The organism is Mucilaginibacter aureus (genome assembly GCF_053514885.1).
The window spans coordinates 4,124,092-4,140,169 of record NZ_CP170601.1; the positions used below are offsets into that span (position 1 = coordinate 4,124,092).

The following is a 16,078-nucleotide window of genomic DNA, read 5'->3' on the forward strand; positions in this document are numbered from 1 at the left end:
TTAAACGCCAGGTATGGTTATTCGTTGTGCTGATACTACTTCGCCGGTACGGGTGTTTTGCGTAAAGGCGATAATATCCCAGGTTTGCTGGCTGTAACCTTCGGGCAGGCGTACAGCAGCGTTGCCGTTTGGCTGATGTAAAGCAATGGTATTTAAAGCCTTTACGATATTGATGTGCGATAACGTTTTGCCGCCGTTTTCGCCGTGTTTTACTTGCGTTGTGGCTGTTTTTTGTACAAAGGCTATCATTAAGATGTTGCCGCCTTTGGTTTGGTACTGCAGGTTTAGCTGCTCGTGCTCAATATGTGTATTGCTTAAGGTTAAGCCGCTGTTATCCGTTTTTTGCAAACCACTTTGGATAGCATTGCGCAGCGTGCCTTCTTCCGAGCCTACAAATTCTTTTTTGCCATTTACCACAATTTGCGGGGTATATACTTCGGCCGGGAGCCATTGCGCATACTGACGCTGGCGTGCCGAATATGCCGCGCTGCTAAACGGGTCTTTCCAGCCCAGGTGGTTCCAGTAATCCACATGGTAGGCTAAAATGTAAACCGGTTTGTCTTTGTCTTCCTTTTGGATATTAGCCACCAGTTCATCGGCCGGAGGGCAGCTTGAGCAACCTTCGCTGGTAAACAGCTCTATCAGCACAAAGCCATTATTAAAGGCTGGTTTATTGCTTTTAAAAGCGAATGCAGCAAATGTCATCGCGATAAGCAACAGCGCGGGTATAATTATTTTGTTGATCTTCATTACGGTATGGATAAGTTAAAAGTTTTATAATTAACTATTTGTCGATATATACGTAATTACCTTACAATAAAATTAGAGATAATTTTATGAATGTGCAGATATGTAAATTAGCGATCGGAAATGAGTCATAATATTGATTACATTCGCTACAATAAACATTGATACATGAAAAAACTTGTTTTATATGTCGCTTCAGCTGCGGTGTTTTTAGCTGCGTGTAATGGTAAAAGTGGCAAAATAACCTTACCTGCCGGTAAAGACAGTACCCAAAACAACACAGAGCTTAACAGACTAACAGCATTACAGGTGGTAAACAGCTTAAGCAATAAAAATCTGGACAGTATGTTTGTTGCCCTGGCGCCCGATTTTGTTGATTACGGCTCAGGTACCGAAGAGCCCAAAAACAACATCGACAGCATTAAAGCCGATATTAAAGAATATGTGGCTACATTCCCCGATCTCAAGGCCGAAAACATCAATGCCTTTGCCCATGGCGATAGCGTTGTGGTAACTGCTACCTGGGGCGGCACCTTCAAAAATGCACAGCGCACCCGCTTATTCAGGTTTGATGATGCCGATATTTTTATCTTCAACGGTTCGGGCAAAATAAAGGCACACCGCAGTATGCAGGATAAAGCGCTGTTTTTCGCCCAGCTGAATATGGAATCGGATGTGAGATAGTTGTTGCTTTCCGCGAAAGCAACAACTATCCGTTTTTACTATCCGTTTCCGCGTCGAGCAGCTGCTCCAAACGGCCAACCTTTTGTTTCCAAAAGCTGTCAAAGTGGTTTATCCATTGCTGTACACCAATAAAGCCTTCCTGGTTAAGCTGGCAATACCGCTCCCGGCCAATATCCTCAATGGTAATAAAGCCGGCCAGCTGCAGCATCTTTACATGCTTGGATACTGCCGGCCTGCTCATGTCAAAATTTTGAGCAAGGGCATTAATGCTCAGGCTTTCGCCCGAAAGCAGCGTCAGCATCTGGCGCCGGTTAGGGTCGCCCAGCGCATGGAAGGCGTCTGTATTAAGCTGTTGCATGGCTATTATCGTTTAACATTGCCTCCAGTCTCTTCCTGATCTTGCTGTTCCAGCCCATATTCATGGCCATGTACGCCATTAGGTTTTTAAAGCCGTCAAAACCGTTATGCTCCAGTACCAGTTGGGTGCCATCGCCTTGCGGGGTAAGCGTCCATATCACTACCGAGTCTAACGATATCTCGCCCGGTTTTGGTCCGCCTTTCCAGCTGTAACTTAGCCGCTGCTGCGGGATAACCTCGAGCACCTTACAGTAAACGTTGCCATCAAAACCGGGCATGGGCCTGGTTTTAAACTGGAAATCATGACCAACCTCCGGCTTAAAGTTATTCTCCATCAGCCATTGCGCAATCAGTTCGCTGGTGCTGATGTAGTGCCAAACCCGTTCGGTAGGGTGGGCCAGGTACCAGGTGTGTTTGATGTTTCTTTTCATAAATGCGTAACTTTTTAATTACGCAAATGTAATGAGTAACTTTTTAATTACGCGTTATTTTTAAAAATATTTTTTTCTCATTCAATCACTCAAAATTCAATCCTTCAATCACTGGTGTGCCAGTGGGGGAAATTGTAAGAAATTTTTCGATGCTTTAATCAAAAACCCACTTATGAGAATTGACAATGGTAGCCATTTTTTACCATCATCATAAATCACTACCTTGTAGTGTAAAACCTAACCGCCTTGATCAAAAAACATTTCGTTTTAACCGGTGTACTTGTCGGGCTATTGCTGCTGGCTATCGCTATGCTCAATTACCCTGGCGGTTCGCAAGCCGATCCGCATTCGGTAGGGTATAGCTTTTGGCACAATTTCCTGAGCAACCTGTTCAGTCCGAAAGCTATCAATGGTGCCGATAACCTGGCGCGGCCCTGGGCTTCGGCAGGCATGCTTTTCCTTGCGCTAAGCTTCGGTTATTTCTTTATCAAATTCTCCAAAAATATTGAAAACAGAGGCGCATCAACAGTGATCAGGTATTGCGGTGTAGCGTCCGTTATTTGTGCTTTTTTTACTGTTACCCCGCTGCACGATACCCTGATCCCCATCCTGAGTACGCTGGCCCTCATCGCTTGTTTTTATATCACCGTATTTATCTTCAAGGCCCGGCTGCACTTGTTTAAAGTATTTTCGGTTGTCCTGTTAGTGCTTTTTTATGGCAGTGTTTATATGTATTTTACACGCACCCGTTTGGATATATTGCCCATCATTCAAAAGCTAAGTGCAATTAGCGATATCGCCTGGGTTTTGTGCCTGGAGTATTTTACAGCGAAGAAAGATTTTGAGGGAATTAGTTGAGTATGGCCTGATTTCTTTCTTGATTCTTACATCCTTCTTATACAATTTACTCATAAATAGCCATTTATGCAAATAATAATATAATAATTCAATACCTTAGTATAAACCAAAAAACCAAATAACATGAAAAAAATCATCATTGGACTCGCTGTGGTCACCGGCTTTTTAGCAGCCTGTAACAGCAAAGCAACATTAACTGTAGGCGGCGATAGCACCGCGATTAAAGCAGAAAAAAACCGCGTTACCGCCCTTAAGTCCGTACAGGATTTTGGCGACAAAAAGATCGACTCGCTATTTGCAGTCTGCGCTGCCGATTTTACAGATTACGGCAACGGCGAAGATAAGCCGATGAAAAACCGCGATTCTATCAAAACTATGCTTAATATGTTTTTTGCCGCCTTTCCCGACTACAAAATAAGCAACCTCACAGCCTTTGCCCATGGCGACAGCGCAATCGTAACCAGCACAGTTACCGGCACCTTTAAAAACGCGATGATGGGTATGAAACCCACCGGCAAAAGCTTTAAATACGACGATGCCGATATCTTTACTTTTGATAAAGACGGTAAAATGACCTCGCACCGCAGCATACAATCAACCGCCACCTTCTTTTCGCAGTTAGGCGTAGCACCACCTCCGCCACCTGCTCCGCCTAAAAAATAGGGTATTTATAAACTCGGTTAAATAAGGATACTGCATTTTAATATTAATACTAATTGAGAGTTATTAAGGGGAAATTAAAACCACTTTAAAATAAATTGCAGCTGTGCTTGAGGGGTTTACCGTTAAGTAAGGACCTAATTTTGAAACAGTGATTTGTATTGCCCCGGTTGTACTGGGAACACCGCTGTTTGCCGGTGTTAGTACCCCACTTATATAATGAAAATCTACTCCACTCAAGGTAAATGGGAGTAATGTTTCAATACTACTGCTTGGCGTATATAAATAGACGAGTATTATACCATTGCTGAGTATTGATGTAGTCAATGCCGGAATTTGAATGCTGTAAAGCCATGCGGCACTGCTGGTTGAAGTTGCCGATAAGGAATACCAATCGTTTAAAGTGGCAGTATAAATAAAAGATTGAGTATTTAATGTACCGGGTGCGCCTTGAGCTCCGGTAGCCCCTTGGGCTCCGGTAGCGCCAGTTGGGCCTGGTTCGCCCTTTTGACAGGACGTGAAACCTACTGTGACAAATAGCAATAACAATATCAACCTACAGTTTATACTTTGGGCAATTTTTGTTGGCTGCATAATTTGAAGTTTTTTAATTTAACGGTTTGTTAATAGTGTTTAATTTAATATAGGTAATGTTTAAAACATTTAAACATTACCTATATGTTATATTGGTTAGTTGAATAACAGTTGTACCAATATTAAGTCTTTGCACGTTTGAATTAATCACACCTACATCTATTGTGCTGTTAGGTGACACTGTTGCAGCATCCTGATATTGCCAGCTCACAATACCGATTGTTGCGGTTACGCGATAACTGAATGATACAGTCTTAGATATCGTATTGGTGATTTTTAAACTCGTAGCCCCATAGGTATTTACGCTGCAATTGTTTGGATATAATTGCGAGACTTGCGAAAATTTAAAATTTGCGATTGCCGAGCCGTAATACATCGAACCAATAGTGCCATCAAAAACATTAATAGATGTTAGCTCTGATGATGCCTGGGCAGTACAGCTTGGAGTTGGGTTAGATGAGGTATCCCACCAACAACCAACCAACGACACGATCAATATAATGCATACTGATACGGCTAAAATTTGTGTTTTCATGTTGTTTTTTTTTGTAAAACTACAGCACAATAATGCTGGCTGAGCAGTTGTTTTTACGGTGTTTTACAAGGTGTTTTTACGGTATATGTAAAAAACACCGATCGTTTCTGATACCATCGCTGTTCGAAACCGGCGACTTTGGATAATGTAATACTGTTGAAATATCAACACTGGTCTAATTTAAGGTAGTAAAACAGAAATACTTATCTTGTATCTAAATCCAAAATCTAATGTTCAGGCGGAACATAATTTTATTGGGGATAGTAACCGGCGTTTTACTGCTGGGAATAGCCATGCTGCGCTATCCGGGCGGCTCGCAGGCCGATGCGCATTCGGTAGGGTATAGCTTTTGGCACAATTACCTCGCACCTCAGCATACAATCAACCGCCACCTTCTTTTCGCAGTTAGGCGTACCGCCACCGGTTGCGCCTAAAAAGAAAAAGTAATCAGGCTTTATATAAGCTAAAGCGGGTGGCACATAGCCATACGCTTTTTTGTGGCAAGGTAAACCTTCACCATGCTATTCTTCCCGCGTTATTGCGGGCGATTTCTGATAGATAACAGTTTACACATATTAAAGCGTAGATTGCATCATGAAGACAGACGACTTTTTAGCAGCCATTACCGGCAAAACCATCGATAGTGCGATACTAAACAGTGATAACGAAATTTGTATTTACACAACCGGTGGCGAAGTGATCAATTTCAAAAGGCTGATGGTGTTCAAATCAGAAGACGAAAGGCAAGTTGACGACCTATGGAGTAAAATGATGAACACGGTTAACAGGAAACCAACTTACATTACCTGCGATTGGAGTATAGATAAGATCAATCGAATTGCAGCGGAGGTTTTACAATACGACAATACCCGCAGGATCATGGTAACCGAGATAAGCGAAAATTATTATATGCTCAGCAGGCTGTAAGGTTAAAATGATTTGGGAGGATAGTAGTCTGCAATTCAGAGCTACAATTCTCTGCTGTTCGAAGTCTCCTGACTTCGAACCATTATGTTTGTAGTCTTAGACTACATGCATAGTCATCCGAAGTCGGAGACTTCGGATAGCGGGGAAACCCTCCATCCCCACCAATAACGTAAAAACACATGCCAGTAAAGCAACCAGTAAAGATACTTTACAAAGCCCTTAACTCTATCTGGTGTAATTAGATATGTTAGTGCCAGAAATCTCTCCAATGAAAAGCAGATGGATAGCTAAAATTCTCTCCAAAAGATTGGTATTGAGTTCCATGCTCCAGCCAAAGACATGTTTACTGGTTTCCCATCCCAATTAATCACACCAAAATCTGGCCCATCGTGTTGAAAAAAGTAATTATGCGACTCCTCAATCCAAATACAGTTGTGTAAACATAAGTCACCATTGCCATTCATTGTTATATAAAATAGCCATCTGCTACCATCCATATTCAAATATTCAACTACATCACTAATTGCTTTCTTAGTTCCAGTATTATCTATAAATTCAAACCAAAACGATGTGCGTCCTGAATACTCGTAATATCCTTTTGAATAAGCGGTATACTTAACTCGATCAGGATCTAAGTACTGAAAATTGTCTGTTTGATAATTAGGTGCTTTATGTTCCATGTTTGAATAGTGTAGTTTTCTGCAATTTAATGAAAAAATAAGTAAAAAGTTGAACCATAATGTATTATAAAAAGAATTACCCCCCGCTACCGCAAGCGTCCCGCTTGTGGTCCGTAACTAAAAATCTCACCCTACGCTCTGCCCTCCGCGCTAAGCGCTCTGCTCATTTAACATTATTTAACAAATTACTTTAACATATCGCTTGTGTAAAAATTACGGTACCTTAAATTTGCCCACCGAAATAAATTGAAGAGACAAAGGAGCAAAGATCAAGGAGCAAAGACATAGACGTCCTTATTCCTTGATCCTTGTTCTTTTCATCCAAACAAACTAAAAGATATGGAAGAAAATAGCAACAGTACATACGCTCAGCAGGCTGCCCCGGCGCCGGTTTCGTATTCAACGGATATCCGCGCGCTTAACGAGATGATCCAGCGCGAAAGCGAGTTTATCGATCTGCTTAAAATGGAGATGGATAAGGTGATCGTCGGTCAGAAATATATGGTTGAACGCCTTTTAATTGGTTTACTGGCCGACGGCCACATTTTGCTCGAAGGTGTACCCGGCCTGGCAAAAACCTTAGCCATCAATACCCTCGCCAAATGCATCCAGGCCGATTTTAGCCGCATCCAGTTCACACCCGACCTGCTGCCCGCCGATTTACTGGGTACCATGATCTATAATCAAAAGAAAGAAGAATTCATCGTTCGCAAGGGACCGTTGTTCAGCAACTTTATCCTGGCCGATGAGATCAACCGTGCGCCCGCCAAAGTGCAAAGCGCGCTGTTAGAGGCCATGCAGGAGCGCCAGGTAACCATCGGCGATAACACCTTCCCGCTGCCATCGCCGTTTTTGGTACTGGCCACGCAAAACCCCATCGAGCAGGAGGGAACCTACCCGCTGCCCGAAGCACAGGTAGACAGGTTTATGCTCAAAGTAGTGATCGGCTACCCAAGCAAAGAGGACGAAAAGCGCATTATCCGTTCCAATATATCGCCGGCAGGCATGTTAAAACCCAACGCGGTTATCAAACCCGAGGATATCATTAAGGCCCGCAAAGTGGTTCGCGAGGTATACATGGACGAAAAGATTGAGCAATACATTATCGATATCGTTTTCGCCACCCGTTTCCCGGAGCAGTATAAACTGGCCGATTATAAAAACCTCATCAGCTACGGCGCTTCGCCACGGGCAAGTATTAACCTGGCGCTGGCTGCAAAGGCCTACGCATTCATCAAACGCCGTGGCTATGTAATCCCCGAAGATGTACGTGCCGTTTGCCACGATGTATTGCGCCACCGCATCGGCCTGAGCTACGAAGCCGAAGCCGAGAATATTACACAAGAGGATATTGTAACCGGGATACTAAATGCTGTTGAAGTCCCGTAAAAAATAAAAGTTGTCATTTCGAGCGAGCGACAGCGACGAGAAATCTTTACCAGGCGGACAGTCTGCGATAGAAAGGTGCCGCATTGTCCGAAATGACAACGAAAACAATAAAGCGCAGGGTGTCATCCTGAGCTTGTCGAAGGAAGGTGCGCGGAGGCCTGCCCGCTATGGTTCGACAAGCTCACCATGACAACCCATATAGAGAAAACTAACAAATGGCCAAAGACACCAAAGAGCTGTTAAAAAAAGTACGAAAGATTGAGATCAAAACCCGCGGGTTGAGCAATCACATTTTTTCGGGCGAATACCATTCGGCATTTAAGGGCCGTGGTATGGCTTTTAGCGAGGTGCGCGAGTACCAGCTTGGCGATGAGATCCGCACGATCGACTGGAACGTTACCGCCCGTTTTAACCATCCATACGTAAAGGTTTTTGATGAAGAGCGTGAGCTAACGGTAATGCTCATCATGGATGTGAGCGGGTCCGAAAATTTTGGCACCATCAATCAGCAAAAGCAGGACCTTGCTGCCGAACTATGCGCGGTTTTGGCCTTTTCGGCGATCCAGAACAACGACAAGGTAGGCGTTATCTTTTTCAGCGATAAGATCGAAAAGTTTATCCCACCCAAAAAGGGCAGGAGCCATATCCTGATGATCATCCGCGAGCTGATCGACTTCAAACCCGAAAACAAGGGCACCAACGTCGCCGAAGCGTTAAAATACTTTACCCGCGTTATTAAAAAACGCAGCACGGCATTTATCATTTCCGATTTTATCAGTCCCGCGTTTAGCGATGAGCTGAAGATAGCCAACAAAAAGCACGATATCATCGCCCTGCGCCTGTACGATAAGCACGAAGAAGAATTTCCCGATCTGGGCCTCATCCCCGTAAGGGACGAAGAAACCGGCTTGCTGCAATGGGTAAACACCAGTGATAAGGAGGTGCGCCTGGCATTCAAAACCGAAGCGATCAAAAGGAACGCTTTGTTGCAGGATGCCTTCCGCCGCAGCGGCGTTGATATGGCCGATGTAGGCACACACGAATCGTATGTTAAACCTTTAATGACACTATTTAAAAAGAGGGAAGGCAGGCGTTGATAACCATGAAATTTAAGTTGAGATATTTATACATAACCATTTTATTGTTAATTACTTGTGCAGGTGTAAGTAATGCGCAGGTATCGGTGTCGGCTAAGATAGATAAACCCACCATGCTCATTGGCGAGCAAACCAAACTGCACCTGAGCATTACCTTTCCGGCGAAGGATACCGTGGGTTTCCCGCATTTGGCCGATAGCTTGGTAGCCAAAGTGCAGGTGCTGAGTGCAAGTAAACTGGATACGACCTTTGACAAGAACGACCTGAATAAAGAAACCATTCACAGATCGTATATCATCACTTCGTTTGATACCGGTCAGTACGTTATCCCGCAGTATGCTTTCCACACCAAAACCGGCGATATCAAAACCAACGAAGTGGTGCTCACCATTAAATCGGTAGCGGTTGATACCACTAAAGGCATTTATGATATCAAACAACCTTTTAAAGTTGATTACGGTATTGTTGATTGGCTGCGCGATAACTGGAAAATGATTTTGGGCAACGCGATAACCTTATTGGCCATTTGCATTACTATTTATTACCTGAAAAACCGGCGGAAAAAAATAGAAGAAGTTAAACCCGAAGTAAAGTCGCTTATCCCTGCTGATGTTGAAGCCATTAACCAGTTAAACGCTTTGCGCGAACAAAAACTGTGGCAGGCCGACCGCGTAAAAGAATATCATAGCGAGCTGACGGAAGTTATCCGCCAGTACCTGGAACGCCGTTACGGGATTAAGGCCCACGAGCAAACCAGCGACGAGATATTTACCAGTTTGCGCTACATGGATATGGACGATGACAGCCGCAATAAGCTAAGGCAGATCTTACTATTGGCTGATCTGGCCAAATTTGCCAAGCAAAAACCATTACCTGCCGAAAACGAGCAGAGCATGGAAAATGCCATTGCCTTTGTGCTAAAAACCAAACAACAAATTCAGTTAAACCAGGATAAGGGAGAAGGTAACAATGAGTTGGTTTAAAGGAATTGAATTTGCGCACCCCATATTTTTGTGGATGCTTATTATTGTGCCGTTAATGATAGCCTGGTACGTGTGGAAAGAGCGCGAAATGCACGGCGCATTAAACATGTCGGCAACCAAAGGGTTTACAACGCGCAAAAAAAGCTATATCGGCGTTTTAAGGCATTATGGTATCGTGTTACGGAGTTTGGCCGTTTTGTTCATCATCGTAGCACTCGCCCGTCCGCAAACATCGTTAAGCTGGCAAAACAGTACCACGGAGGGTATCGATATTATGATCGCTTCGGATATCTCGGGCAGTATGCTGGCCGAAGACTTTAAACCTAACCGTTTAGAGGCTGGTAAACAGATCGCTATCGATTTTATCAAGGCCCGCCCCGATGACCGTATCGGCCTGGTGATCTTTAGTGGCGAAAGCTTTACCCAATGCCCGCTTACTATCGACCATAGCGTATTGATCAATCTTTACCAGGATATCCACAACGGAATGATCGAGGATGGTACCGCCATTGGGATGGGATTAGCCACAGCAGTTAACCGCTTAAAAGATAGCGAGGCCAAAAGCAAAGTGATCATTTTGCTCACTGACGGATCAAACAATTTAGGTTCCATCGCACCGGCTACCGCTGCCGAGATAGCTAAACAATTCGGTATCCGGGTATACACGGTGGGTATCGGTACGCATGGTTTTGCGCCCTATCCCGTGCAAACGCCCTTCGGTATCCAATACCAAAAAATGCAGGTTGATGTCGACGAGCCTACTTTAACCAAAATAGCATCCATAACCGGTGGCAAATACTTCAGGGCAACCAATAACGAGGCGCTCAAAAATATTTATACCCAGATAGATCAGCTGGAAAAGGCCAAGATCGACGTAACCCAGTACCGTAAAAAAACCGAACTTTTTTTTCCGTTTGCTTTGATCGCATTAGTGCTGCTTTCGCTGGAGTTTATATTACGAAATACCAAATTTAAAGGAGCTTTAAGCTGATGATCCGTTTTGCACATATTCAATTTTTATGGGCGCTGGCCCTGGTGCCGGCAGCGGTATTGTTGTACCTGTATGTGGCCCGCTGGAAACGCAGGGCCATTACCTCCCTGGGTGATAAGCATGTAGTAAAATTGATGATGCCCGAGGTATCATTTTCGCGCCCCCTGCTCAAATTTATCCTGTTCATCATCGCCTATGCATCGCTGGTTTTTGCTTTGGCCGACCCGCAGATAGGCTCGAAGATGGAAGACGTTAAGCGCAAAGGTTCCGACCTGATGATCCTGCTGGATGTGTCAAACAGTATGCTTTCGCATGATCTGTCGCCAAGCCGGTTGGAGAGCGCTAAACGCGCCATAGCGCAGATGATCGATAACCTGCACGACGATCGTATCGGCATCATCGTATTTGCTGGTCAGGCTTATGTGCAGTTGCCCGTAACTACCGATTACTCTGCCGCCAAGCTGCTTTTAAATACCATTAACACCAATATGGTGCCTGTACAGGGTACGGCCATCGGTTCAGCAATAGACCTGGGTATGCAGTCGTTTGATTTTAAGGATGGTACCAGCAAAGCCATGATCATTATTACCGATGGCGAAAACCACGAAGATGATGCCGTAGCCGCAACTAAAGCCGCCCGCGATAAAGACGTGGTGGTAAGTGTAATAGGCGAGGGATCGGAAGAAGGTTCGCCTATCCCGATCCTGGTGAATGGTAAAGAGAGCGGCTTCCACACCGATAGCCTGGGCAAAACGGTGATCAGTAAACTGGATGAGAACATGTGTAAGGAGATAGCCCAGGCAGGCGACGGCGTTTACGTACGCGCCACCAATGCCAACAGTGGGCTGAGTATTGTGCTCGACCAGGTAGGCAAAATGCAGAAAAAGCAATACGAAAGCAAAACCTTTAAAGATTTTGAAGATCGGTTCCAGATCTTTTTGGCACTTGCGCTGATACTGCTGCTGGTAGAGTTCTTTTTATCGAACCGGAAAAACCTGAGCCTGAGTAAACTTAAACTATTTGAGGTAAACAAAAAATGAAGCGACTGATTTTAACGATAGCCTTGTTAAGCCCCGCTTGCCTGTTGTTTGCTCAGCAGGAAAAAAGCGATATCAACAAAGGTAACAAGCTTTACGAGCAACAAAAATACAAAGAGGCCGAAGAGGCCTACCGCAAATCGGTAGCTAAAAAAACCGAAACGGTTGAGGGTAATTTTAACCTGGGCGACGCCTTGTACAAGCAAAAACAATACGATAAGGCGCAGGAGCAATTTAACAAATTAGGCGCCTCATCAAATAAAATGGTAGCATCACAGGCTTATCACAACTTAGGCAATTCATTGTTAGAATCGAAAAAGTTGGAAGAAAGCATTGAAGCCTATAAAAAAGCGCTCATCAACAACCCAACCGACGACCAGACGCGCTATAACCTGGCCTATGCGCAGGAAAAACTGAAAAAGCAAAATCAGGATAAAAAGAATAACAAAAACAAAGACAATAAGAATAATCAGGACAAGAAGGACCAGAATAAGCAGAACCAGGATAAAAAGGACCAGGACAAGAAAGATCAGGATAAGAAAAACCAGGACCCGAATAAAAACGACCAGAACAAGCAGGATCAGGATAAAAAGGATCAGCAGAACGGCCAGCAACCCAACAAAATAAGCAAAGAAGATGCACAGCATATGCTGGATGCTTTGAATAACCAGGAAAAAGAAACCCAGGATAAACTGAAAAATAAAAAACTAAAAGGAGTTAAGGGACATATCACTAAAGACTGGTAAATCTTATATTCGTAGCCGTAAATGAGCCTTAAGTACTACATATTATCGTTTTTACTATTCTGCACCGGTATTGCCTTTGCGCAGGACCTTAAACTTACCGCATCCGTTAACCGCAACACGGTAGGTACAGGCGAGGCCTTTGAGGTAACCTTTTCCATCAGCGGTAATATCGAGCGCTTTGCACCGCCCGATATGAGTGGATTCCAGGTAGTGGGCGGCCCTAACCAGTCGTCCAGCATGTCCATGATCAATGGTACCACTACCTCGAGCATGTCGTTAAGCTACGATCTGGTAGCTACCAGAGAGGGCACCTTTACTATCGGCCCGGCAACGGTGGTAGTTAACGGTAAGCAGTACCGCTCAAACCCCATCAGCGTTAAGGTAGTTAAGGGCCAGGCACAGCCGCAACAGCAACAAGCACAGCAGGGCGGCGGCCAGCAGCAGGACGTTAGTGTGGGCCGTTCGGGCGATATCGCAAAAAACCTGTTTATCCGTGCCATTCCCGATAAGGTTAACGTATACCAGGGCGAGCAACTTACGGTAAGTTATAAATTATATTCGCGTGTAATGATAGCTGGTAACCAAGGCGATAAGCAGCCCGAGTTTAACGGTTTCTGGAGCCAGGATATCAAAAATATGAACCAGCAGGTAAGCTGGACGGTTGAAACCTACAAGGGAGTACGTTACCAGGTAGCCGTGTTGCGCCAAACCATTTTGTTCCCCGAGCATTCGGGTAATTTGGTGTTGGACCCATTGGGCATGACCTTTATTGTGCGCCAGGAAGCTCCGCCAAAGGATGTAATGGAGCAGTTTTTTGGTGGAGGTTATAAAGATGTGAAATATAAGGTTGAGAGCCCTCCGGTTACCATTCATGTTAAACCATTGCCCGAAGCAGGTAAGCCCGAAGGCTTTACAGGTGCGGTAGGTAACTTTAGCTTTGATGCATCGGTTGATAAGAAGGAGCTGAAAGCGAACGAGGCTTTGAACTATCGCCTGAAGATCACCGGTTCGGGCAATATCAAGCTGTTGAATACCCTGAATACCAACTTTCCGGCCGATTTTGAAAAGTATGATCCTAAAATAACCGATACAGTTACCGAAAAGCTTACCGGTGTTTCGGGCAGCCGGATCTACAATTACCTGGTTATTCCACGCCACGAGGGTACCTACACTATCGATCCTGTTAAGTTTTCGTACTTTAACCCGGCTACCGAAAGATATGTAACCCTGCCCGCAAAGCCATTCCAGATCAAGGTTAATAAAGGCGATGCTGCGGCTACCAATGTATCGTCGTACACCTCGGCTAATAAAGAGGATGTGAAAGTTTTGGGTAAAGATATCCGCTATATTAAAGATAGCCTCGACCTGCATAAAGAGAACGAAGAGTTTTACGGCTCCGCTTTATATTACCTGTTGTTATTGCTTGGTCCGCTGGTATTTATTGGGGCTTTTGCTTACCGCAGATGGGACGAACAAAACAACAGCGATGTGATTAAAGTAAAAAGCCGCAAGGCGAGTAAAATAGCAGCTAAACATCTGGCTAACGCACAACTGCAATTAACAGCGCGCAATACCAACGCCTTTTACGAAGCTATATCAAAGGGCCTGTACGGTTACATCAGCGATAAGCTGAACATACCGGCGGCCGATCTGAGTAAAGAAACCATTGCCGACCAGTTGAAAACACGCGGCGTTGACAATATGCTGATCACCCAGCTGACCGATACCCTCGAACTTTGCGAAATGGCGCGTTTTGCGCCTGTTACAGGTATATCAGAGCAGGAGGTTTTTGATAAGACGAAGAACATTATTAACGATATTGAGGAGAAAATATAAAATGCTGAAAAGAATTATATACCTCGCCTTATTATTTGCTTTGCCGCTTTTAGGTTTTGGTAAGGATAATGAACAAGCCTTATTTGAGCAGGGTAATACACAATACGCCAAAGCTAATTACAAGGCTGCTGCCGAATCGTATCAAAAGATATTGAACGATGGTTATCAGTCAAAAGCGGTTTATTTTAACCTGGGTAATGCGTATTACAAATTGGGCGATATCCCGTCGGCATTGCTGTATTATGAAAAAGCCCGTAAGCTGGCTCCCGGCGATGATGATATTAACTTTAATATCCAGTTTGCCAATTTAAAAACAACCGATAAGATAGACGATGCACCGCAATTGTTCCTGGTTAACTGGTGGCACAGCATTATCCTGGTAGCTTCGGTCAATACCTTATCAACATTCAGCATCCTGTTTTTGTTAGCAGGTTTTGGCTTGCTGGCTTATTACCTGTTTGCGCGATCGATATCGCGGAAAAAGGCATCTTTTTATTCAGGTATCGTAATTATCATCTTTGGTTTGCTATCCATTTTTATCGCCTCAAGGCAGTCGGCTTATTTTGAATCGCACCACGAAGCGATTGTATTCAGCCCATCGGTAACAGCTAAAAGCGGTCCGGATAATAACGCCAAAAACCTGTTTGTGATACACGATGGCACCAAGGTAACTATTGTGGAAAACAACAGCGGCTGGATCAAGATCAGGTTGCTCAATGGGAGCGAGGGCTGGATAAACCTAAGTGATGCTAAAGAAATATAAGCCGTATTTCTTTTTTGCCGGGATTTAATTATGTCTTAGCCGTATGATCATCTTCCGGGTCCGCAAACGAACAGCATCGTAAATCATGATGATAAACAAAATCCCCGCAGGGATAAAAAATGTATGATACCTTAACTGTCTGAATAAAAAGCCTCCCAATATCCCGCCTAAAAAGAAGAAGGAGATAATTACAAACTTTAGTAAAATTTTTCGCTTAAGGTTTGACCTTACCAACCTTTCAGAACCGAATAATGCCGACAGATCTATCGCCAGATCGGTAAATATTCCCGTTAAATGTGTTGTGCGCACCACTGCGCCTGATATCATGCTCACCAGGGCATTTTGTAAGCCCATGGCAAAAAGCAGGCTTCCGGCTAACAACGGAGCGCCATATGATACTTGATGGCTCTGATTGCCCCAGTACCCTACAGATAGCAATATGGTCATTTCAAATAAAATTGGCGTGGTATAGGCAAAGCGTTTGTTATGGCCGGAAAACTTCAGCCAAAGGCTCGAAACAAATGCTCCTGAAAAAAACATCAGCATCCAAAACCCAACGCGCCATGCCAAAGCAAAATTTGTTTGCGACAAATTATCTGCAAAGAGAGCCACATGGCCGGTTATATTGGTAGTAAGCACACCGAAACCAATAAAACCCGCAACATTTACAAAGCCGGCAGTAAGGCACAACAAAGCTGCTAACCTAATGTTATGTTTAAATGTTCTTTTTTGGCCGGTATGGTATAGCACGAAGTGTGATTTT

General features: G+C 44.2%; 20 protein-coding genes. 13 read left to right on the top strand and 7 right to left on the bottom strand.

The features are described from left to right. Nucleotides 1-750, bottom strand: coding sequence for a DUF1223 domain-containing protein (locus ACFGVR_RS17490; RefSeq protein ID WP_448698648.1), 750 nt, complete (start codon nt 748-750; stop codon nt 1-3). Between the two features lie 165 nt (nt 751-915). Between ACFGVR_RS17490 and ACFGVR_RS17495 the strand changes: the two genes are divergently transcribed. Further along, a complete protein-coding gene (locus tag ACFGVR_RS17495; protein ID WP_448698649.1) occupies nt 916-1,431 on the top strand; it encodes an ester cyclase in 516 nt (171 codons plus the stop codon). A 25-nt stretch (nt 1,432-1,456) separates the two neighbouring features. Here the strand turns inward: ACFGVR_RS17495 and ACFGVR_RS17500 are convergent, their stop codons facing one another. Both ACFGVR_RS17500 and ACFGVR_RS17505 read right to left on the bottom strand, forming a co-directional pair. Further along, entirely contained in the window at nt 1,457-1,789 is a 333-nt protein-coding gene (locus tag ACFGVR_RS17500) for an ArsR/SmtB family transcription factor (protein ID WP_448698650.1), read from the bottom strand. After that, complete coding sequence (locus ACFGVR_RS17505; protein ID WP_448698652.1) at nt 1,776-2,219, bottom strand: SRPBCC family protein; 444 nt, start codon at nt 2,217-2,219, stop codon at nt 1,776-1,778. Before ACFGVR_RS17505 ends, ACFGVR_RS17500 begins: the two co-directional genes overlap by 14 nt. Nucleotides 2,220-2,465: 246 nt before the next feature. On the opposite strand from ACFGVR_RS17505, the gene ACFGVR_RS17510 reads away from it, so the two are divergent. Together ACFGVR_RS17510 and ACFGVR_RS17515 are read left to right on the top strand one after the other, a co-directional pair. Next, entirely contained in the window at nt 2,466-3,077 is a 612-nt protein-coding gene (locus tag ACFGVR_RS17510) for a hypothetical protein (RefSeq protein WP_448698654.1), read from the top strand. Nucleotides 3,078-3,200: 123 nt separating this feature from the next. Next, nucleotides 3,201-3,740: an ester cyclase gene (locus tag ACFGVR_RS17515; protein ID WP_448698655.1), complete on the top strand. Its 540-nt coding sequence runs from the start codon at nt 3,201-3,203 to the stop codon at nt 3,738-3,740. A gap of 63 nt (nt 3,741-3,803) precedes the next feature. Here ACFGVR_RS17515 and ACFGVR_RS17520 read toward each other — a convergent pair whose 3' ends face one another. Both ACFGVR_RS17520 and ACFGVR_RS17525 read right to left on the bottom strand, forming a co-directional pair. Further along, nucleotides 3,804-4,331: a collagen-like triple helix repeat-containing protein gene (locus ACFGVR_RS17520; RefSeq protein ID WP_448698656.1), complete on the bottom strand. Its 528-nt coding sequence runs from the start codon at nt 4,329-4,331 to the stop codon at nt 3,804-3,806. Nucleotides 4,332-4,407: 76 nt separating this feature from the next. Next, the gene (locus ACFGVR_RS17525; protein WP_448698657.1) at nt 4,408-4,866 is read right to left on the bottom strand and encodes a hypothetical protein; all 459 of its coding nucleotides are present in this window, start codon (nt 4,864-4,866) and stop codon (nt 4,408-4,410) included. A 230-nt stretch (nt 4,867-5,096) separates the two neighbouring features. Between ACFGVR_RS17525 and ACFGVR_RS17530 the strand changes: the two genes are divergently transcribed. Both ACFGVR_RS17530 and ACFGVR_RS17535 read left to right on the top strand, forming a co-directional pair. Further along, complete coding sequence (locus ACFGVR_RS17530; protein WP_448698658.1) at nt 5,097-5,300, top strand: hypothetical protein; 204 nt, start codon at nt 5,097-5,099, stop codon at nt 5,298-5,300. Nucleotides 5,301-5,460: 160 nt separating this feature from the next. Then, entirely contained in the window at nt 5,461-5,793 is a 333-nt protein-coding gene (locus ACFGVR_RS17535; protein ID WP_448698660.1) for a hypothetical protein, read from the top strand. 287 nt (nt 5,794-6,080) lie between these two features. Here ACFGVR_RS17535 and ACFGVR_RS17540 read toward each other — a convergent pair whose 3' ends face one another. Continuing rightward, entirely contained in the window at nt 6,081-6,473 is a 393-nt protein-coding gene (locus ACFGVR_RS17540; protein WP_448698661.1) for a hypothetical protein, read from the bottom strand. A 339-nt stretch (nt 6,474-6,812) separates the two neighbouring features. On the opposite strand from ACFGVR_RS17540, the gene ACFGVR_RS17545 reads away from it, so the two are divergent. The 8 genes from ACFGVR_RS17545 (at nt 6,813) to ACFGVR_RS17580 (ending at nt 15,315) form a co-directional block, all read left to right on the top strand. Then, nucleotides 6,813-7,862 carry an AAA family ATPase gene (locus tag ACFGVR_RS17545; RefSeq protein WP_448698662.1) on the top strand — a complete coding sequence of 350 codons (1,050 nt, stop codon included), beginning with the start codon at nt 6,813-6,815 and terminating at the stop codon, nt 7,860-7,862. Nucleotides 7,863-8,077: 215 nt separating this feature from the next. Continuing rightward, nucleotides 8,078-8,959 (top strand): DUF58 domain-containing protein, encoded by an 882-nt coding sequence (locus ACFGVR_RS17550; RefSeq protein WP_448698664.1) that lies wholly within the window; start codon nt 8,078-8,080, stop codon nt 8,957-8,959. 5 nt (nt 8,960-8,964) lie between these two features. Next, nucleotides 8,965-9,942, top strand: coding sequence for a hypothetical protein (locus ACFGVR_RS17555; RefSeq protein ID WP_448698665.1), 978 nt, complete (start codon nt 8,965-8,967; stop codon nt 9,940-9,942). After that, nucleotides 9,929-10,933: a vWA domain-containing protein gene (locus ACFGVR_RS17560; RefSeq protein WP_448698666.1), complete on the top strand. Its 1,005-nt coding sequence runs from the start codon at nt 9,929-9,931 to the stop codon at nt 10,931-10,933. Before ACFGVR_RS17555 ends, ACFGVR_RS17560 begins: the two co-directional genes overlap by 14 nt. Next, on the top strand, nt 10,933-11,973 hold the full coding sequence (locus tag ACFGVR_RS17565) for a vWA domain-containing protein (RefSeq protein WP_448698668.1): 1,041 nt from the start codon (nt 10,933-10,935) through the stop codon (nt 11,971-11,973). The genes ACFGVR_RS17560 and ACFGVR_RS17565 overlap by 1 nt, the downstream gene beginning before the upstream one ends. Further along, entirely contained in the window at nt 11,970-12,716 is a 747-nt protein-coding gene (locus ACFGVR_RS17570; RefSeq protein WP_448698669.1) for a tetratricopeptide repeat protein, read from the top strand. Before ACFGVR_RS17565 ends, ACFGVR_RS17570 begins: the two co-directional genes overlap by 4 nt. A gap of 21 nt (nt 12,717-12,737) precedes the next feature. Then, nucleotides 12,738-14,552, top strand: coding sequence for a BatD family protein (locus ACFGVR_RS17575; protein ID WP_448698670.1), 1,815 nt, complete (start codon nt 12,738-12,740; stop codon nt 14,550-14,552). Between the two features lies 1 nt (nt 14,553). Beyond that, a complete protein-coding gene (locus tag ACFGVR_RS17580) occupies nt 14,554-15,315 on the top strand; it encodes a tetratricopeptide repeat protein (RefSeq protein WP_448698671.1) in 762 nt (253 codons plus the stop codon). Nucleotides 15,316-15,339: 24 nt separating this feature from the next. Here the strand turns inward: ACFGVR_RS17580 and ACFGVR_RS17585 are convergent, their stop codons facing one another. Continuing rightward, nucleotides 15,340-16,065: a YoaK family protein gene (locus tag ACFGVR_RS17585; RefSeq protein WP_448698672.1), complete on the bottom strand. Its 726-nt coding sequence runs from the start codon at nt 16,063-16,065 to the stop codon at nt 15,340-15,342. Between the last annotated feature and the right edge of the window lie 13 nt (nt 16,066-16,078).